The organism is Runella defluvii (assembly GCF_014195535.1).
Classification (GTDB): Bacteria; Bacteroidota; Bacteroidia; order Cytophagales; family Spirosomataceae; genus Runella; species Runella defluvii.
On record NZ_JACIBY010000015.1, the window covers coordinates 15,818 to 35,944 of the forward strand.

Consider the following 20,127-nt stretch of genomic DNA (forward strand, 5'->3'; position numbering starts at 1 on the left):
TTAGCAAACCATGAATAAACTTAAAACAACCCTGTGCGCCTTGTTGGCAAGCTCGCTGGCATGGGCTGGGAATCCCTCCGACGAAGGGATGTGGCTTCCGCTTTTGATTGGAAAAAATGAAGCCCAAATGAAAAAACAAGGCTTTAAACTCTCCGCAAAAGAGATTTATAACGTCAACAATGCCAGCTTAAAAGACGCCATCGTTCGCATGGGCGGCGGTTTTTGTACGGGCGAAATCGTTTCCGACCAAGGTCTTTTGTTTACCAACCACCACTGCGGCTACGATGCCATCGCAACAAACTCCACTCCAGAGGACAACATTCTCGACAATGGTTTTTGGGCAAAATCTTCCAACGAAGAACGCCCCATCAAAGACCTTTACATCGACATATTGGTACGAATGGAGGATGTGACAGACAAAGTTCTCCCTCAATTGGCAGGTCTTAACGAAAAAGCCCGCGCTGCCAAAGTCAACCAATTGGGCAATGAGCTTTCTCAAAAAGCCACCGAAGGCACCAATTACAACGCTTCCGTACGGGAGTTTGCCAAAGGGAACGCCTATTATTTGTTTGTTTTTGAAAAATTCTCCGACATTCGTTTGGTAGGAACTCCCCCGCAAAGCATCGGAAAATACGGAGGTGATACCGATAACTGGGTTTGGCCTCGCCACACGGGTGATTTCTCGGTATTTCGTATTTATGCCAACAAAGACAACAAGGGAGCCGATTACTCCAAAGACAACGTTCCGTACCGTCCAAAAAAATTCTTACCTATTTCCCTAAAAGGCATCAAACCAGGCGATTTTTCAATGGTATTTGGGTTTCCAGGACGTACCAACCGCTACGAGACTTCTATGGGAATCAAATTGGCGATTGAAAAAGTAAACCCAGGCATTGTAAAAAACCGTGGGGTACGTTTGGAAGCGTGGAAAGAAGAAATGGATAAAGACGTGGCAGTTAAACTTGCTCTTGCATCTGAATATGCCAGCATTGCCAACTATTGGAAATATTTTATTGGTCAAACCGAACAACTCGTTCACCTCAAAGTGTATGACCAAAAAGTAGCCCTCGAAAACCAATTTAAAGAATGGGCCAAAGGGAAAGCCGAGTACGAAAGCATTTTTGAAGAATGGCAAAAAGCCTACGCGGCTTACGAACCTTACTCGACTCACTCCGTGTATCTTTCTCAGGGAATTTTTGGGGCTCATTTGGTCAATATCGCCCTTCCAGCAGTGATGAGTGCCAATGGATTTAAAGACGCTGCCACCACAAAAGCAGCTTCTGAGCGCTTAAAAACGGCAGGGGAGACTTTTTTCAAGTCGTTCAATTTACCTTCTGACCAGAAAATTGTCGCCCAAACACTCCTTGCTTTCTACAACGATATTCCGAAAGACCAACATCCTGCCATCGTTGGGGAGATTTTATCGAAATTTTCGGCAGGAACACCTGAGGAGTCGTTCAAAAAATTTGCCCAAGACCTTTACCTTACAAGCATTTTTACTGACAAAGGCCGATTTACGCAGTTCTTGGAAAACCCTAATTATGAGAAATTGACCAACGACTGGGCATTTAAGTATTTTTCTGATTTTCAAAGAAACTACGTTGCAAAATACGCAAAGTATAGCACTGATTTTCAAGAAGTTGACAAACGATTGGCCCGTACCTATATCAAAGGGCTTGGCGAAATGAATCCAGCTTTGGTTCAATACCCTGATGCCAATAGCACCTTGCGTGTGAGCTACGGAAATGTGCAAGACTATGACCCACGCGACGGCGTTCACTACAAATACCGCACGACGATTTCGGGGGTTATTGAAAAGTACAAACCAAAAGACGACGAATTTGATTTACCACAGAAGTTTCTTGACCTGTACAAAGCCAAAGATTTTGGTCAATACACGGATAGCGACGGCGAAGTCAGTGTCGGTTTTATTACTAACAATGACATTACGGGTGGTAACTCGGGTAGCCCCGTGCTCAATGCCAAAGGCGAATTGATTGGTTTGGCTTTTGACGGCAACTGGGAAGCGATGTCGGGTGATATTGTCTTCGACCAAAAATTCAAACGTTGTATCAACGTTGACATCCGCTACGTGCTTTGGTGCATCGAAAAACTAGGCGGTTCTGATTTGGTAAAAGAGCTAAAAATTGTGAAGTAATGGCTGGTTGATAGTCAACGGTCGATAGTCCACAGTCGATGGTATTGCATTTATACCTACAAACTGTTGACTATCGACCATGGACTATTGACGAAACCCTATTTATCGCGGAAGAATATTGTAATCGGAACTCCCTCAAAATCAAAGTTTTCTCGCATTCTATTCTCCAAATATCGGATATACGATTCTTTGATGTATTTAGGGTGGTTTGTGAAGAAAACAAAGGTTGGCGACGGCGTAGGCAATTGAATCATGTACTTGATTTTGATGTGCTTACCACGGTGTGCTGGTGGCGGATAACGCTCAATCTCCGCTTGCATTACTTCATTCAATTTAGAAGTCGTGATTTTCTTCGTTTTGTTTTCATACACCTCCATCACCTTTTCCATCACCTGGAAAATCCGCTGCTTTTCATGAACTGACGCAAAAATGATGGGCATATAGTCCATAGGCGCCAATCGTTCAATCATCTCTTTACGGAGTTTGTCCACTGTTTTTGAGTCTTTCTCAACCAAATCCCACTTATTGACCATCACCACAATTCCTTTTTTGGCTTTGTGTGCCATTCCAATAATATGAAGATCTTGGGCTTCTAAACCACGCGAAGCATCTAACATCACAAGCACAACGTCCGAATCCTCCATGGCTTTCACCGAACGCAGCGTTGAATAAAACTCAATGGCCTCTTTCACCCGTGATTTGCGACGAATACCTGCCGTGTCAATCAAGATAAAATCTTTACCATAGGCTTTATAACGCGTGTTGATGGCATCGCGGGTGGTTCCAGCAATGTCGGTCACAATGCTTCGCTCCTTGCCCGTTAAAACGTTCAAGAACGACGATTTTCCTACATTGGGGCGACCAAGGATTGAGATTTTAGGAATGCCTGCATCAGGATCCTCAATCCCTGCGTTTTTGAAATTTTTTACCACTTGGTCGAGCAAATCGCCCGTTCCAAAACCTGTTTGCGACGAAATAGCGTAAGGCTCGCCCAGACCCAGTTCGTAAAATTCGGCAGCGGCCATTTCACGGTCACGGGTTTCGGCCTTATTAACAACCAGATACACTGGTTTTTTCGACTTACGTACCACATTCGCAAACTCTTTGTCTAGGTCCGTGAGCCCTGTCATGCTATCGACCATAAACAAAATCACGTCGGCTTCGTCCATTGCGATTTCAACTTGTTCACGAATGGCACCTTCAAAGACATCTTCCGAACCTACTACGTATCCACCAGTGTCGATAACTGTAAAATACTGTTCTGTCCAAAATGAATTGCCGTAATGACGGTCGCGGGTCACCCCACTCTGGTCATCCATGATGGCTTGCCGTTGTTGAATCAACCTGTTAAACAGCGTTGATTTGCCCACGTTTGGGCGTCCTACTATTGCTACTATATTTGACATTGAAAAAAGTGTAAAATGTTGGTAATCAAGGCTCGGGTCAAACTATACCCCCTTTCGCACATTCGCTTGAGATGTGCCTACAGCCCTTTTCCCTTAGTTATCGTATCCAAACTGTTTCAAGCGTTGAATTTTGTTTCGCCAGTCGGGTTCTACTTTTACGTATTGTTCTAAGAACACCTTTTTACCAAAAAACTGTTCCATATCTTCCCGCGCTTGGGTTCCTATCTTTTTCAACATCGCGCCTTTGTCGCCGATGATAATTCCTTTTTGACTAGCACGTTCCACCAAAATTACCGCCCGAATGACGATGATTTCCTTTTTCTCCTTAAACTCCTCAATCAATACCTCCGTACTGTAGGGAACTTCTTTTTTGTAGTTCAAAAAAACTTTTTCTCGAATGATTTCCGAGGCAAAAAAGCGCTCTGGCTTGTCGGTAAGCTCATCTTTTGGGAAATACGGTGGGTGTATCGGCAAATACTCCATAATGGCCGTGAAGAGCTTGTCTATCCCCTCTTGCTGCAAAGCCGATACCGTCACGATGGCCGCCGTAAATAGCTTTTCTTTCCAATAGGCTATTTTTTCTTGAACTTGCTCTTCGGTGGCTAAGTCAATCTTATTGATGACTAAAATTAGGGCGCCTTCCGTTCTTGAAAGTTGTTCTAGTACTTCACTTTCGTCGTGTTTTTCAAAAATATCAGTGACAAACAAAACGATGTCAGCATCTTCCAACGAGCCTTTTACAAACTCCATCATTGATTCGTGTAGTTTGTATTGGGGTTTTATGATGCCTGGGGTATCCGAATAAACCAATTGAAATTCGGTTTCTTCGTGAACTCCATTCAAAATCCCCATGATGCGGTGGCGGGTCGTTTGCGCTTTTGACGTAATAATAGAAAGCTTTTCTCCGACCAAAACGTTCATTAGCGTCGATTTTCCTACGTTAGGTTTTCCAACAATACTAATAAACCCCGCCCGATGATTGGGATTGTTATACACCTCTTTATCTTCAATTGTCATTGTTTTCGTATTAATACACCTAGCCCCTCTGGCACATGTAGAGGGGCTAGGTGTCGATAAAAAAAATATTTTTTTGCAAAGATAGTTGTTTTTTTGAAAATAGCTCTTACCTTTGCAGTCCCATTATATCGCGGGATAGAGCAGTTGGTAGCTCGTCGGGCTCATAACCCGGAGGTCACAGGTTCGAGTCCTGTTCCCGCTACAAAGTAAAAGTGCAACAAGTTGGTCATCAATCTGTTGCACTTTTTTGTTTTTCTACTGTGGACGGATTGGGGGACGTTATGGCAACGTCTGTGCCCCGTATGTTTTTTCTTCCAATGTTTTACGGCTACCTCCTACTCCTTTTTTTACCGTAATCACAAACAAATTATCATAATCCGACGATTCTATTTTAGCTTTTGTTGGTGTTACGCCAAATCCCTTGACGATTTCTAACACCGTGTCGCTGTGGCCCACAATTACTACATTTTGCTTGCCTATTTTTTCCACTGTTTTTACAATCACTTCGGTCGGATGGGGTTCGTACACCTCGTATCCTTTTCCTGTAACATCACAAAGTACTTGGGCTGTCTGTCGGTTTCGTTGGTATTTTGTTCCAAAGATTCGGTCAATGTTTTTGTTTTTTAAGCTATCTGCTAAAGCTTGCGCCCGTTGTAAGCCCGCGCTAGACAACGGCGTATCGGCACTTTGGTCAAGCCGCTCGGCGTGGCGAACTACATATATTTTTGAGGTATAACAAGCCGACAAACTCAGCCATAAACCCACCATCAACAAACTATTTATTTTCCCTAACTTATTCACGTTTGTACACATTATTGTGGATAACTGTTGATTCCTAAAGGTTGTCTCCCCGCAGTTGTCTAAATCGTTTTCGCGCATCAGCCGCGTAAATACTCGCTGGATACTTTTCAAGCAATTTTTGATACAACTCCATTGATTTGTCTTTGTCCTTGAGTCGATTTTGGTACAAATCGGCCATCATGTAAAGTGCATCATCGCCAAGAATGTCCATTGCATACTTATCCACAATTACCTGCAAGTTTTCCACTGCTTTTACATTATCCCCCATTTTGGCGTAGGTTTTCGCTTTAAGCCACAAGATTTCATCGGCCAATGTATGGTCTTTGTATTTTTTCAACATCTCGTCTAAGCGCCCTAGCGCAAGCTCTGGTTGATTCTGATACAAAAGCAGGTCAATCGACGCATATTCCTTCATCGCGTCTTCTGAGGTATCTAACCCCGTATTATCTTGAATTAATAGACTCAACGAGCCTGCATCGTTGGCAATCTCTCGCGATGTGGCCATTTTCAGGATGTCCAGTAAGGCTTTCGACAATTCAAAATCGCCCGTATAATAGAATTGTCGTGCATTTCTAAGTTTGGCCTCATACCCTAGAGGGGTTTCTTTTTGTGACTTTTCCACTTGGGAGTACAGCAATGTGGATTCCCAAGGTTCATTTTTCAACAAATAAATATCTCCCAAGTCTAATTTACATTTGTCGATAAAATCACTTTCAGCACGTCCAATTTTAACGGCGTCTTGAAGTACCACAATAGCCGAGTCTTTGTCATCCATGTAAAACGCGTACAAATTGGCCATACTGCGCATTGCTTCTAAAGTGCGGTTGTTTTGTCCCAACTCTGATAATAATTTTCGATAATCATCAATCAGTTTACGCACACTTGGCTTTTCAATCGGAAAGGTATTCTTCACTTGTTCTTCTCTAGCCACAATCACCATACGGCGGGCATACGGATACAACTGCCCTTGCGGATATTCTTTGATCAGATAATCGAATGATTGAATGGCTGCGTTGTAGTCTTTGTTTTGCAACGCCAAGTTGCCTAAGTCAAATACTTTTGTTCCGTTGTATTTGAGTCTTCTATCTAGCGCTCTTTCCTGGATGAATGCTTTTCCGAATTGTTTTTTCTGGGTAAAAAACCAAATCAGCATTTCAGCATAGAAAGTTTCATTGGGGTGTCGCTGAATTTTTTCATACAACACTTTCTCAAATTTTGCTTGGTCTTTTTCTTCTTTGAGAAAATCTTGCAAATAGTTTTGAATAACTTCTTTGTTTTGAATGGCCAGTCCCAAACTCAACAATTCTTCAATCATTTGTTCGGTCTTTCCTGTTTGTGCATACAATGACGCCAGCTCCATTTTGAAAATAGTTTCGTTGCCCGCCGCAGCACGCCCTTTCAGTAAGGCCCCTATCGCCGCTTCTGTGTTGTCTATTTCCCGAAACTCATCAGAGAGTTCTTTATACGCATTGATGTCCTTAGAAGGCACTTGTGCTAGGCTTTCATCATATTTCTGCATTGCTTGGGGCATTTGTCCCGTTTGTTCGAGCATTCTTCCCCAATAGAGCGTATATAAATAGCCAAACCGAGCGTCCGATTTTTGCTGGCGTTTGAAAAACTTTTCCGCTTCTTCAAAATCCTTCAATTTAATTGAACAGCTCACATACCTTCTCAGATAAATCTTGTTGAAGTCTTTGCGTAATATTTTTTGATAAAGCGCAACGACTTTATCACACTCTCCTTTTTGAAAATAGGCATCCGCTAAGTCAGCGTCGCTTTGCGCATAAGCCACACTGGTCATTAACCACAAGCCTAGCCCCACGAGTAGTATCCACACCCGATTTGGGGTTATACACACTTTTTCTTTTCCCATTATAAAAACAATAAATATTAATTTTTAAAACTATTAAAGTTAATTAAGGCCGGGGATAAGTGGAAAACAAAACTATTCACAAGTTTTCCACTTTATTCTAAAACGCTTTTGTGAATAAAATATAAGGTTATCCACTTGTTTTTATTTTTTTCCACAACTGAAATTACTGTTTTTCAAGCAAATAAACAATTGTTCACATTTTGGCGTGGATTGTGGATAGTCTTATCAACGATGTGGATGACTATTTGTCCACAAAAATCAGTGTGAAAAACACCTTGAAATGATGTGCAAAACTTGTGTAGATTCCCACACAGTGGATGTGGACAAATAATTCTCCACAATTCAAAAAGGTTATCGACACCCTTATCCCCGGGTTATCCACTAAATTGTGAGAATGAAAACAGTTATCCACAATGTTGTTAACATTTTTTCCGCCAAATGTTCTTTTTTGTGAAAATGACGTTTCACAGAGTAAAACCTACCTACGCTTATTTTGAGTACGTACAAAAAATGCGCCAAGAGGCGCATTAGCTTTTCCACATCGTATGTGAATTGTGAATTATTTTGTGGATAAGTCTATATCTATACCACTCAAGACAAAATTTTTCTTGACTTTGATGACATCAGGATAAAAAAGAATGGGTTCGGCCAATTTTCGGGTTTTAAAATCGCCTGCATCCCACTTCCCATTCTGATTTTCATCTACAATGACCCGAATATTATAGAGGGCTGGTTTCAAGTAACTGAATTGAAAGGATGGTTTTGTGGATGTTTTGACTACCTCGAACTTCTCGTCCAATAACTCTACAATAAAAGGTTGCTTAGCTCCCTTAATTTCTCCTTCTAACATTCCATACTCTTCTTCTTCCATGATGGGAAGTTTAAATATCCGCTCTGGAATGGTGTCATTTTCTACGCTAAAAAAAGTGCTTTTGGGAAGGACAACTTTCAACAACTTACGGGCTGAAATTTGGTGGGCAAGGGTGAGGATGGTTTTATTATTTTCCCATGTATAATCACCAGGCAGTAGTTGTTCGGTTTTAAGACTATCGCTCACCAACTGAATTTGGTTCAACCTAGCCTCTGCTAAGGGTTTATTGAATGTGAGCTTTAAAGTAAATAACCGAGGTTCGATTGGGTCATTGTCTTGGTGACTGACTTTCATATCAAACGGTTCTTTATTGCTATCACTATTTTTCCCTGCATTGCGAGCTTCTCGAAATTTGATTTTTTGAACGTGTTCAAACATAATTCCTACCGAGTCCCGAATCATAATTTTTGCCACTAATGTGTCTTTCCTACTTTTGGTATTGAAGAATTTCAACTCGCTTGGACCGTTTTGAAGGTAGGGAATGGAGTCATTTGGATTATCAAATTTGACCTTATAATCGACAAACCCCTTGTCATAATTGATAGAATAATAATAGGTCCGAGGGATGGTTCCCTTCACTTTTGCGGGGGTAGTATTGGCTAAAAACAGTTTGAGGGAAGCGCCTGAGAATTGCGTAGAATCTTTAATGACGAGGCTATCCCTTAAATAAGCGATTCTCTCTGTCTTCAAATTGTAGGTAAATGAACGGTTTTTGTCATCGAAAGCCACAAGACGATAAAGGTTGGACTGAATATTTTCGATACTAAACCTCCCCGAACTATCCGACCGTGTAAAATACATGGGCTTCATTTTTTCGATATTGAGCGTATCCGAATGTGGGTACAGCCCAACCAAGACATCAAACATGGGCTTGTTGGTAAGCATGTCTTTCACCTCTCCCCTTACGAGGGCAGAGTCGATTCCAATCCCTGTGCTAAATACGAGTCGTAAATTTTTGGCAGGATTTTTTTCGCTAAAATCTTTGATTGCGTCTCCAAATGAAAACGAATATGTCTTGGCTGAATCCAGTGATTTTTTAAAGACAAGGCGAACACTCGTTGGTTTTGCTTTGTATTCATACTCGCCTGGGTCGGGTGTAACCAACAATTTTTGCTGTAGGTTTTCGGCTACAATGTACTCGTCAAATTCAAGTTCAATGGTTTTCCCTTTGTAGTTGGTTTGCTTATTTTCAGGAATACTCTTTATCAACTTTGGCGGAATGGTATCTCGTTTTCCACCCGTTGGAGAAATGGGTTGAGAGCAACCTAGTAGTAAGAAGTAAAAAGCAGCCGTCAGCAGACTGTAAATGCGAAGCGTAATTACTAACTGTTTTATGTTGAAGGAACTCATGTGTTGGGCGAAATTTTTAACAAAAATAAAAAGGGCTTTTGTTAGCCCTTGCAAATTAACATCTTTTAAAATGAGTTTATTGTTTGATGACTTTCTACCAAAAGAAAAGGGAACTTTCAAAGCTCCCCTTTTCTTTTGGTAATCAATAAAAAAATTAGCGTCCTATGTGGATTAATAAAACCGAAACATCTGAAGGACTAACTCCGCTGATTCTGGAGGCTTGCCCCAAGGTGTGCGGTCGAATGGTTTTTAACTTTTGTCGGCCTTCAAAAGAAAGTGCAGGGACTTTGTCATAATCGAAATTGGGGATGATTTCGAGGTCTTCCAATTTGTTCATTTTTTCGACCATTAATCTTTCCTTTTCAATGTAGCTTTCGTATTTCACTTTTATCATGGCCTGTTCTGCCGACTCTTCATTAAAGCCATTTAAAAATGTGGCAAAGCTTTCACTGAGTTTTTTGATGTCTTCGATTTCTACATCAGGCCGTTTTAGCAATTGATACAGGGGCTGTTTTTCTCGAATTGGAGACGTACCTATCTCTGCTAAAATCGGATTTACTTCATTGGGCGTTACTTTTACTTTTTGAAGTTCTTCTAAAATTACCTCGGTATTGGCAATTTTTTCTTGCACACGAACTAAACGTGCTTCGCTGGCCAACCCTATTTTATGCCCTAATGCCGTGAGTCGAATATCGGCATTGTCTTGGCGGAGTAAAGTACGGTACTCTGCTCTTGAGGTAAACATTCGGTAAGGTTCTTCCGTCCCTTTGTTGACGAGGTCATCAATCAATACACCAATGTATGCTTCGGATCTTTTTAAAATAAAAGCATCTAACTCGTGCGCATTTTGGTGCGCATTAATTCCTGCAATGAGTCCTTGACATGCTGCTTCTTCGTACCCTGTCGTTCCGTTGATTTGACCTGCAAAGAATAAATTACCAATCAAATGAGTTTCTAGGGTGAGCTTTAGTTGAGTTGGGGGGAAATAATCATACTCAATGGCGTACCCTGGTCGGAACATTTTTGCATTTTCAAAACCTGGTATAAGTCGAATTGCTTTGTATTGAATATCCTCAGGAAGTGATGTCGAAAAACCGTTGATATACATTTCTACGGTTGACCAGCCTTCGGGTTCTACAAAAATTTGGTGGCTGTCTTTGTCTGCAAAACGATTGATTTTATCTTCTACTGATGGACAATAACGTGGCCCAAGACCTTTAATCCGTCCCGTAAACATGGGTGATTTGTCGAATCCCGTTCTTAAAACGCCATGCACTTTTTCATTGGTATAGGTAATCCAGCAACTCCTTTGATGGGTAAGTGGTGGGGTATCGGTATATGAAAACTTGCTTGGGATTTCATCACCTGGCTGTTCTTCCATCTTTGTGTAGTCCAGTGAACGACCGTCTATGCGGGGTGGCGTACCTGTTTTCATTCTCCCTGACTCGAATCCCAATTGGATAAGTTGTTCGGTTATTCCAGTGGCAGCCTTCTCCCCCACCCTACCTCCTCCAAATTGTTTTTCGCCAATATGGATTAATCCGTTTAAGAATGTGCCGTTGGTTAGCACCACTGCCTTGGCGGTAATTTCCACACCGAGCGAAGTTTTTACCCCAACAGCCCTGTTATCTTTTACAATAATTTCTTTCGCTGTGTCTTGCCAGATGTCCACGTTTGGGGTTTGTTCTAATGTCATTCGCCATTCTTCCGCAAAACGCATACGGTCACTTTGGCATCTTGGCGACCACATTGCGGGACCTTTTGAGCGATTCAACATTCGGAATTGAATCATTGTTTTATCGCTAATTATTCCTGACTGTCCTCCAAGTGCATCAATTTCTCGTACAATTTGCCCTTTCGCTACGCCGCCCATTGCTGGGTTGCACGACATCTGGGCAATCGTGTGCATATTCATTGTGATGAGTAAAACGTGGGAGCCCATGTTTGCCGCCGCCGCCGCTGCCTCACAACCTGCGTGCCCCGCTCCTACTACAATCACGTCGTATTCTGGAAACATAAAGTTTTTGTTTAATTAATCAAATGTCGTGAAAATGTACTGTTTTGTGGAAAATTTAAAAATGTTTCACATGAAACATTTTTGTAAAGAGTCAGATTTAAGACTTCGGGAAGGTCGCAATGTATGTATCTTCCTTTTGTCTCATTACTAATTCGTCTTCATCTTCGTGGTCGTCATACCCTACTAAATGAAGAATACCGTGAGCAAGTACCCGTAACAATTCTTCTTTGAAAGTTTTTGATAATTCTTCGGCATTCTCTTTTACTCTGTCGATGCTGATAAAAATATCGCCTTCGACAATCCCTTCTATTTCTTCTGAATTATCAAAAGTGATAATATCTGTATAAAAATCATGATTAAGATATTGCTGATTTACGCTGAGCAAGTATTCGTCAGAACAAAAAATGTAATTTAATTGGTTCAGTTCAAACCCTTCGGACTCAATGATGTCTTTGAGCCACGTCTTTGTTTTACGCGGATTAGGAATTTTAAAATCCACGTCTTCGTTGAAAAATTGAATCATTGGGAGGATTGAGTATTGGTCGTAGTTCTACTAAAATATGCCCGATAATAACCAGATTTTGCCTGTAAATTGCTGAAAACCAGAGTATTTTGTTGCTACAATGGCTGGTTTTCCTAGACATTTGGGCAAAAATGAATAGCTAAAGCGGGGGGCTAAAACACTAAAAATGTAGAGTAAAAGTAGCCTTACTTCCTCTAAATTAATGAGTTAGCTTCTAATAATATGAGGCAAAATTAAGGAAGAATAAGGGAAGTATCAAAAGAGTTGTTTCCACGTCCCTTTGATTCTGTTGTATTTGAGGGTGCTCGGAAGCGCTTTCCACCAATATTTATTGATGGTCACGGCAAAAGATGGTTGCATGTAACAATTGATAGCACAACCCTCGCAAGCAGGAAGACGGCCTTCTAGTGCGACTAGATTTTGAACTTCGTCTGAGAGGTATAGCTCATATAAATTATTCTCAATCGCAAATTCTTTCAGCCCTAAATGATAACAGGGGAGCACGAGTTTGTTTTCTGGTGAAATGACGATGGTGGTACTACCTGCAAGGCAAATGGGGGAATCTGTGTGGTTTCCGCCATCAAGACGTAACTGAATGAAGGCATCATTGAGATAGACATTGCTTTTTTTTCCCCACTGCCTAAGCTGCTGTAATGCCGCTGGAGAGAGCTGTGAGCCCACTTTATTGTACTCAAAGACGGGATTTAGGATAAGTACAAGGCCGTGAGGTTTGCATATTTCTTGCCAAACCTTTTTTATCTGGTGAATATTCGACTCAAAAACGGTAAAAAGTATGTCTGGACGCTCTCCCAACGACTTTGCTATTTGGATAGACTCCATGACTTTGTCGAAACATTTTACCCCTCTGGACAAATCATGCTCTTCTGGTTCGGGAGAATCAAGGGAAAAATGAAGCATGTCAACCAACCCCCGAAGGCGATTGGCATATTTGGGGTAAAGCAAACAGTTGGTCGTAATGGTAGTCAAAAGACCCAGTCGTTTACATTCTTTTAACAGCTCATCAAGCTGACGATGTAATAATGGTTCTCCCCCTGTGAAATCAACGACTTTCACCCCTAACTGTTTTAGGGCAGCGAGATTGGCTTTGGCTTCTTCGAGGGTTATGTATGGCGAAGGGCGTTCCCAAATGTCACAAAAACTACAAGCGGCGTTACAGCGATACGTCACATAGTAATTACATAAGACAGGGTGGGATACAAGACGCATAGGGGATAAAAAAACTTTCTGGAAAGTATGAAGCTTTCCAGAAAGTGGGAATTTATTGAAGCATTCGTAGTAAACTCGCAAGCTTATCTTTTAAGTCTTTGCGATCGACGATAAAATCTAGGAAGCCGTGTTCTAAGACAAATTCTGCACTTTGAAAACCTTTGGGTAAGTCCTTACCAATGGTTTCGCGAATAACGCGTGGCCCCGCAAACCCAATAAGCGCGCCAGGTTCGGCAATATTAAAATCACCTAACATGGCATAGGATGCCGTAACACCACCAGTGGTGGGATCTGTAAGTAAAGATATATACGGAATTTGTGCCTCCGACAAGAGCGCAAGCTTGGCCGAAGTTTTAGCCATTTGCATTAACGAATAGCCTGCTTCCATCATTCGTGCGCCACCAGAGCGAGAAATCATCAAAAACGGCATTTTGTTTTGCAATGCGTGGTCAATCCCTCTGGCTATCTTCTCCCCTACTACTGACCCCATAGAACCACCAATAAAGTTGAAATCCATGCAACTTACCACAATGTCGAGCTCATCCATTTTACCATAAGCGGTACGGACGGCATCTTTTAATCCTGTTTTCTTTACGGTGTCACGGATACGATCGGGATACTTCTTTGTATCTTCAAAATTGAGAGGATCTCCCGATAGCATATTAGCATCAAGTTCGGTGTATTCTGCATTGTCAAAAAGAACAGAGAAATAGGCTTCCGAACCAATTTTTTCGTGATAATTACATTTTACGCACGTATAAGCATTGACTTTATGTTCGCGAGTGTGCATAACATGCTTGCAGCTAGGGCACTGATACCAAAGCCCATCAGGAGCTTCGCGTTTCATTTCGGTGGGCGTCTGAATGCCCCTTTCTTTTCTAGTAAACCAAGACATGAGTTAGATTCGAGTTTTGATTTGTGTACTTTGAGTTTAGATAAGACGCTGATAATCAAACTCAATAGCGTTTTGAGCCTTTTAAAGGCCGCGCCAAAGATACGTAAGAAATCAATCTATGTGTCAAAGTGATAGATAATACTTACGTTTTGACTCAGGAAAACGTTCAATGGCGTACCGTAATGCGGTTCGAGGCATTTGTTTGGTATGGGTGTCTAAAAACTCTTCCAAGACAAGTTCGTCGCGTTTTCCTACCTCGCGCAACATCCAGCCCACTGCTTTGTGGATAAGGTCGTGAGAATGAGTCAATAGAAGTTCTGCGATACGTAAGGTGTCACTAAATTGATTGTGTTTGATAAAGTACCAAGTGGAGACCATTGCCACGCGTTGCGCCCAAAGATGAGGGCGTTGCGCCAAGTCATAGAGAATGTTGCGGTCTTGTTTCAATAAATAAGCACCAACAATATCGCGGCAGGTGACATCTACCAAATCCCAATTGTTGATGTAATCAAGATGCGAAAGGTAAAAATCAAAAATTTGCTTCTGAGCAGCGGGATCCTTTTTTGATTTCTGAAAATGCTTCATTAATCCAATCAAAGACGCCATTCTGATTTCATGGTAAGGGCTACTAAGTAGCGCTTGCCATTCTAAAATAGATAGGTAGGCATATTTGGCGACTACAGACCGTATTTCGGGCATGGTAATGCCTAAAAACAAATCTCCTTCTCCATATTGGCCTTTTCCTGTTTTAAAAAAGCGCGAAAGAAAGGCAGCCTTTTCGGGGCTGCCTAGGGAGTATAACTCTTTTTGAATCGAATCAATTCCTGTCATCTTATCTTTTGTGCTTGTCTAAAACAATCTGAATGAACACTTCGTCAGGTGAATTAGGTTTCTGGAATAAAACAACGTTTTGACGCAAGAAAGCAGGTTTGTCGAGTTCTTTCTCCGAATATTTTCCATACGAAATATCGTGTACAAGACGGCGTAAAATCTCGGGGTCTTCTTGGGGCTCCTCGGGCGTTTTTTCAACTACTGGAGGTTGTGGTGGTTTCACAGGCTCCTCAAAAACAGGTTTTGGAGGCTGCGGCACTTCTACTTTTGGCGGTTCTTGTACAGGCTTTGTTACCTCAATCTTTGCCTCAGTTACCTCTGGTTTTTGCGGAGAAACGGAGATGGGCGAATTGCTAGTGGTAGCAGTCGATTGTCTAGGATTATACTCTGTCTTCCGCTCTGGAGCAGGTGGTAACGTGTTGTTTCTTTGGAGGGTGTCCGAAACCGATGGTAGTTGAACGGGCTCTTTTCGCTGCTTTACACTGGTGTCATAATTAAACGGCAAGTGGGAGTCTTCAAAACCCGCCGCAATGACTGTCACCAACAACTGATCACCAAGGGCATCATCAAAAATAATACCCACTTTACACATATCTGCTTCGTCTCCGATGAGTCCTTCGATGTAGTCAGTAATAATCATTTGCTCATCGAGCGTGGCCATGTGTTCTTCTTGCGTACTTGAAGCAAGCGTCACAAGGATACGTTTGGCTCCACGAATGTCACGGTTGTTGAGAAGCGGAGAGTTAAGCGCCGCTTCAATCGCCAATTCAGCCCGATGCTCACCCGATGAAACCGCCGAACTCATCACAGATGTACCAGCACCTTGAAGTACTTTTTTGACGTCCATAAAATCGGAGTTGACACTTCCGTGGACGGTGATAATTTCTGCGATACTTTTTACGGCGTTTGAAAGAACGTTATCAGCGTGCTCGTATGCACGGAGAATCGGTAATTTTCCGTATAGCTTGGCCAATTCGTCGTTAAGAATCACCAGCACAGTGTCGCAATGCTCTTTGAGAGCATTGATACCATCAATGGCTTGATTTTTCTTAATACGGCCTTCGTGGCTATAGGGAGCTGTCACAACCGCAACGGTTAGCATCCCCATTTCCTTGGCCACCTTTGCAATGACAGGAGCAGCACCCGTTCCTGTTCCTCCCCCCATACCAGCGGTAATAAAAACCATCTGGGTAGGAGGTTGCATCAATTGACGAATATATTCAATACTCTCTTCTGCAGCGCTGCGGCCAGTAGCAGAATCAGTTCCTGCTCCTAAGCCTTTGAGACTATCGGCTCCTAATTGAATTTTGTTATTGATAGGACTACGCATCAACGCCTGCTTGTCGGTATTACATACCACAAACACCACATCTTTGATGCCTTTTTTATACATGTGGTTGACGGCATTGCTACCTCCCCCCCCTACACCAATTACTTTGATGATAGGGGCATCGTCTAAGTGGGTTGACTCTTCCATAACAAACTCGTAGTCGTGCTCAAAAACGTTTTTTCGTGCAAAAACCATATTTTCTTAAAAATAAACAAACTAGGTAGGGATATTTTGGCCTTTATTAATAATCGTCGTGTCCTTTGATGTCATCTTGGGTAAGACCTTTCCAAATAAAGGTACTTATTTCTTTGATGGTTGATTCCTGAGACGTGCTTTTACGAAAACCAGGGATAGACCAACTGCTGCTTGGTTTTTTTTGCTCTGGCTCAGGAGTAACCGTTGTTTTTTCGATTCGTTTATCGAGTGGTTTTACACTAGACCAGGCCAAGCCCAGGGCTGTAGTGTAAGATGGATCAGTGATAAGCGAATCGAGTGCGCTATTGCTTCGTTCGAGGTTTTTTGGCGAGCCAATCTGAACGTACATTCCTGTGATTTCCCGAAAAATGCTCTCAATCCCCTTAATTTTTGACGTTCCTCCCGTCAATATGATACCAGCACGTAATTTGTGCTCATATCCTGCTTTTTTGATTTCAGCCAGTACCAAAGCCGCGATTTCACGCAATCGTGCCCGGGCAATCAAGACGACGTTGCGCGCCACAATTTCAATGGGTGGAATGCCTTCGGCAGTTGGAATCACCAACAAGGTATTTAGCGAGCAATTTTTTGGGTTGGTTTCACCAAGGAATATTTTGGCTTCTTCAGCGCTTTCGTGGGTAAGATGGCAACCCTCACGAATATCGTTCGTGATATGATTACCCCCAAAAGGTAGCACTACAGTATGACATAATAACCCATCGTGATAAATGGCGATGTCGGTGGTTCCGCCGCCAATATCAACAAGTACAACCCCTAGGCTTTTGTGGTCTTCGGAAAGAATAGCCAAGCCAGAAGCCAGTGGAGAAGCCGAAAAACCATCTTCTTCATTGACCGAAAGGTTCGCTTTTTGTAACGAATCTTTGATTTGGTGCAACGCCGATTTTTTTGCGGTAATGATTTTAAAATCACCGCTTAATTTAAGCCCAGTATGCCCAACAGGGTCAATAATTTCGTGCTGTTCTCCAACCGAAAATTTGAGAGGGAGCAAGTGAATGATTTGATTCGTATCAGAATCAAACGTTTGCTGCATGGTTTCAAACAATGATTTTACATCTCTTCCTTGCACACCAACGGCATGGCAGGCCACAGAGCCTGTTTCTGAGGTTGTTGCTAAGTGTGTCCCACTTACATTGACAGATGCGAATAGGTTATGAGATAACAAATCAATGCGATCCGCTTTTTTTGCTGCCATTTCAAGCGCTTGACGAATGGCTTCTTTGGTTTTAATAGGGTTATTGATGTTCCCACGGTGAACACCTTCATTGCGGGCTGACCCCATCCCTATCACCTGAAGCATCGTATGGTTGCTTAGCTTTTTTGGTTTTGCTAAAACCGCAGCTACTTTGGTGCTACCAATGTCTATTCCTAAATAAATTTCGTGTTCTGACATGATGTGCTAAGGCTTTAATAAAAACTTATATATGTACTATTGATAGGGTAGTGATGAACAGAAAAGGGTTATTCACACACTATCTGATTTTTAAATTTGACACTTACTCGATGGTATTTTTCCCAACCACTGATGGGGAGGATGGTCTTGTAAAAGACCTTTAACTTCTCAAATTTGACGTCTGCGTCCTCTGGAAAACCAAAATCAATTTGGTGTTGGCCCACTTGTGGGGTCAATGTTAGTTCTCCGTCTTCTGCCACAATGACTTCGGTTACTTGAGACTTCCAAAAAGAATTTTGCTGTAGCTGTTTTAAAAAATCTATCAGCTGTTCTCCTTTGGGAGATTTGATGGCTTTGGTATTTTTAAAAAAATCTCCTGAAAGAATAACCGTACGAGCGGCAAATCGTCCAGAAAGAGGAATAATATCCCCAGATTCCGTTAAGTACCCCCCTGATTCGGCCGTTATTGGTTGAGTTGCTTCGTTAAAGCTACCCATTATTCGACCGATGGGGCGTTGCTGTTCGATTGCTACGACCAAATTTCCTGATAAATCTCGAAAAACGTCACATTTTTTTATCAAACGGTTTTTTAGGACTCTTTTTTCGAGCCCTTTAAAGTTAATATCCGAAAAATTCATCCCTTCAACCACATCAACTCCTTTCACAGTGAGTAGGTCTTTGATGTCTTGTTCGCTAAAAAATGGATACTCTGCTTTGTTATCGAGCCTCACCACGACGCTTTTACATCGTTTATTATTTTGTTGATACTCAACGTAAAAAAACATTGCACCAACGACTAATACCCCTAAAATGATCCAAATCCAGCGTTTCATGGTCGTTAAGTTGTTTGCAACACGTCTTTGATGGGTAAAATGTACCGATCAATATCCCCTGCTCCAATGGTTGTTACAACATCACATGTTTGTTGTTTAAGTACATCTATTAACTCCGACTTCAAACATTGTACTTTGTCACATGTTATCTTTTGGAATATTAAATCGGAGCTTACGCCTTCGATTGGTAGCTCACGAGCGGGATAAATATCCAATAAGATAACACGGTCTGCCAACGATAAACTTTCGGCAAACTCGTCGGCAAAATCACGCGTACGGCTGAACAAATGCGGTTGAAAAATAGCCGTTACGTGCCGATCGGGGTAAAGCGCCTTGGCTGATGACAAAAATGCTTTTACCTCTGCTGGGTGATGGGCATAATCATCAATTAAGACTTTGGTGTCGGTTTTGAGGTAATATTCAAAACGTCGTTTTACACCTCCAAACGATGCGATGGCTGCACGAATTTGGTCGTCCGAAAGACCTATTTCCAAACCTACGGCGATGGCAGCAATGGCATTTTCAACATTGTGAAAACCAGGAACTTTGAGCGTTAGGTCTTTGATGATTCCGTTTGGATGTACAGCATCAAAGAGGAAACAAGCATTTTCGATACGCACGTTTTCGGCGTGGTAGTCGCCTTCGTCGATAGAATACTCAAAAACCTTGGCTTGAGTCTTTTCGGCTAATTGTAGCCCTTTGCGCATAAACAAGCGCCCTTGGGGCTTTATCTGACTTACATAAGCCGAAAAAGAAGCGAGTACCGAGTCGTGAGTGCCGTAAATATCCAAATGGTCGGCATCAGTGGAAGTAACTATCGCAATTTCGGGAAAAAGGGTCAAAAACGACCGATCAAATTCGTCGGCTTCGACAACACATGGTACGTTTTTTAATTCGCCTGTTGGTTCATTTAGCAACATATTGGTACCATAATTTTGCGTGATTCCACCCAAAAAAGCGGCACAATTGATGCCCGAATGCCGCAAAATATGCGCTGTCATTGAAGAGGTCGTCGTTTTACCGTGGGTTCCCGCTACCCCAATCGTAAACATTCCACCCGCGATTAAACCCAAAACCTGAGAACGCTTTTGAAGGATAAACCCGTGCTGTTTAAGATAATTATACTCCGAATGATCGGCTGGTATAGCAGGGGTAAATACAACCAATGTTTGAGCGGTGTCCTTCAAAAAATCCGCAGGAATGCGCGCAATATCGTCGTCGAAATGAACCGAAATTCCTTCTTCTTCCAAGGTGTTGGTAAGGGCAGTCGCAGTGCGGTCATAACCAGCTACTGCAAAGCCGTTGATGTTGAACCAACGCGCCAATGCACTCATACCAATGCCACCGATGCCAAGAAAGTAGATATATTTGAAAGGTTGAATATTCATT

Annotated in this window: 15 protein-coding genes and 1 tRNA gene; 2 read left to right on the forward strand and 14 right to left on the reverse strand. The window is 42.1% G+C overall.

The window, feature by feature from the left end; translation table 11 throughout:
- The first annotated feature begins 10 nt into the window (after positions 1-10).
- Positions 11-2,158: a S46 family peptidase gene (locus FHS57_RS25775; RefSeq protein WP_183978766.1), complete on the forward strand. Its 2,148-nt coding sequence runs from the start codon at positions 11-13 to the stop codon at positions 2,156-2,158.
- 98 nt (positions 2,159-2,256) lie between these two features.
- Here FHS57_RS25775 and der read toward each other — a convergent pair whose 3' ends face one another.
- A complete protein-coding gene (gene der, locus FHS57_RS25780) occupies positions 2,257-3,564 on the reverse strand; it encodes a ribosome biogenesis GTPase Der (protein ID WP_183978768.1) in 1,308 nt (435 codons plus the stop codon).
- Positions 3,565-3,657: 93 nt separating this feature from the next.
- A complete protein-coding gene (era, locus tag FHS57_RS25785; RefSeq protein ID WP_183978770.1) occupies positions 3,658-4,581 on the reverse strand; it encodes a GTPase Era in 924 nt (307 codons plus the stop codon).
- Positions 4,582-4,710: 129 nt separating this feature from the next.
- Here era and FHS57_RS25790 point away from each other — a divergent pair.
- Positions 4,711-4,783 (forward strand) — tRNA-Met (locus tag FHS57_RS25790).
- A gap of 77 nt (positions 4,784-4,860) precedes the next feature.
- Here FHS57_RS25790 and FHS57_RS25795 read toward each other — a convergent pair.
- From FHS57_RS25795 to murC, 12 genes are all read right to left on the reverse strand, one after another.
- A complete protein-coding gene (locus tag FHS57_RS25795) occupies positions 4,861-5,382 on the reverse strand; it encodes a histidine phosphatase family protein (protein WP_183978772.1) in 522 nt (173 codons plus the stop codon).
- A gap of 34 nt (positions 5,383-5,416) precedes the next feature.
- Positions 5,417-7,219, reverse strand: coding sequence for a tetratricopeptide repeat protein (locus FHS57_RS25800; RefSeq protein WP_310587016.1), 1,803 nt, complete (start codon positions 7,217-7,219; stop codon positions 5,417-5,419).
- 595 nt (positions 7,220-7,814) lie between these two features.
- Positions 7,815-9,476, reverse strand: coding sequence for an Ig-like domain-containing domain (locus FHS57_RS25805; protein WP_183978774.1), 1,662 nt, complete (start codon positions 9,474-9,476; stop codon positions 7,815-7,817).
- Positions 9,477-9,630: 154 nt separating this feature from the next.
- Positions 9,631-11,493, reverse strand: a complete 1,863-nt coding sequence (mnmG, locus tag FHS57_RS25810; RefSeq protein ID WP_122933066.1) for a tRNA uridine-5-carboxymethylaminomethyl(34) synthesis enzyme MnmG — start codon at positions 11,491-11,493, stop codon at positions 9,631-9,633.
- Between the two features lie 97 nt (positions 11,494-11,590).
- Entirely contained in the window at positions 11,591-12,016 is a 426-nt protein-coding gene (gene ybeY / locus FHS57_RS25815) for an rRNA maturation RNase YbeY (RefSeq protein ID WP_183978776.1), read from the reverse strand.
- A gap of 255 nt (positions 12,017-12,271) precedes the next feature.
- Entirely contained in the window at positions 12,272-13,243 is a 972-nt protein-coding gene (locus FHS57_RS25820; protein ID WP_183978778.1) for a radical SAM protein, read from the reverse strand.
- Positions 13,244-13,295: 52 nt separating this feature from the next.
- On the reverse strand, positions 13,296-14,138 hold the full coding sequence (accD, locus tag FHS57_RS25825; RefSeq protein WP_183978781.1) for an acetyl-CoA carboxylase, carboxyltransferase subunit beta: 843 nt from the start codon (positions 14,136-14,138) through the stop codon (positions 13,296-13,298).
- A gap of 123 nt (positions 14,139-14,261) precedes the next feature.
- The gene (locus tag FHS57_RS25830) at positions 14,262-14,969 is read right to left on the reverse strand and encodes a DNA alkylation repair protein (protein WP_183978783.1); all 708 of its coding nucleotides are present in this window, start codon (positions 14,967-14,969) and stop codon (positions 14,262-14,264) included.
- Position 14,970: 1 nt separating this feature from the next.
- Positions 14,971-16,446, reverse strand: a complete 1,476-nt coding sequence (gene ftsZ / locus FHS57_RS25835; RefSeq protein WP_183978785.1) for a cell division protein FtsZ — start codon at positions 16,444-16,446, stop codon at positions 14,971-14,973.
- A 94-nt stretch (positions 16,447-16,540) separates the two neighbouring features.
- Positions 16,541-17,905 (reverse strand): cell division protein FtsA, encoded by a 1,365-nt coding sequence (gene ftsA / locus FHS57_RS25840; RefSeq protein WP_183978787.1) that lies wholly within the window; start codon positions 17,903-17,905, stop codon positions 16,541-16,543.
- Between the two features lie 68 nt (positions 17,906-17,973).
- A complete protein-coding gene (locus FHS57_RS25845) occupies positions 17,974-18,738 on the reverse strand; it encodes a cell division protein FtsQ/DivIB (RefSeq protein WP_183978789.1) in 765 nt (254 codons plus the stop codon).
- A 5-nt stretch (positions 18,739-18,743) separates the two neighbouring features.
- The gene (murC, locus tag FHS57_RS25850) at positions 18,744-20,126 is read right to left on the reverse strand and encodes a UDP-N-acetylmuramate--L-alanine ligase (protein ID WP_183978791.1); all 1,383 of its coding nucleotides are present in this window, start codon (positions 20,124-20,126) and stop codon (positions 18,744-18,746) included.
- Position 20,127: the final 1 nt, after the last annotated feature.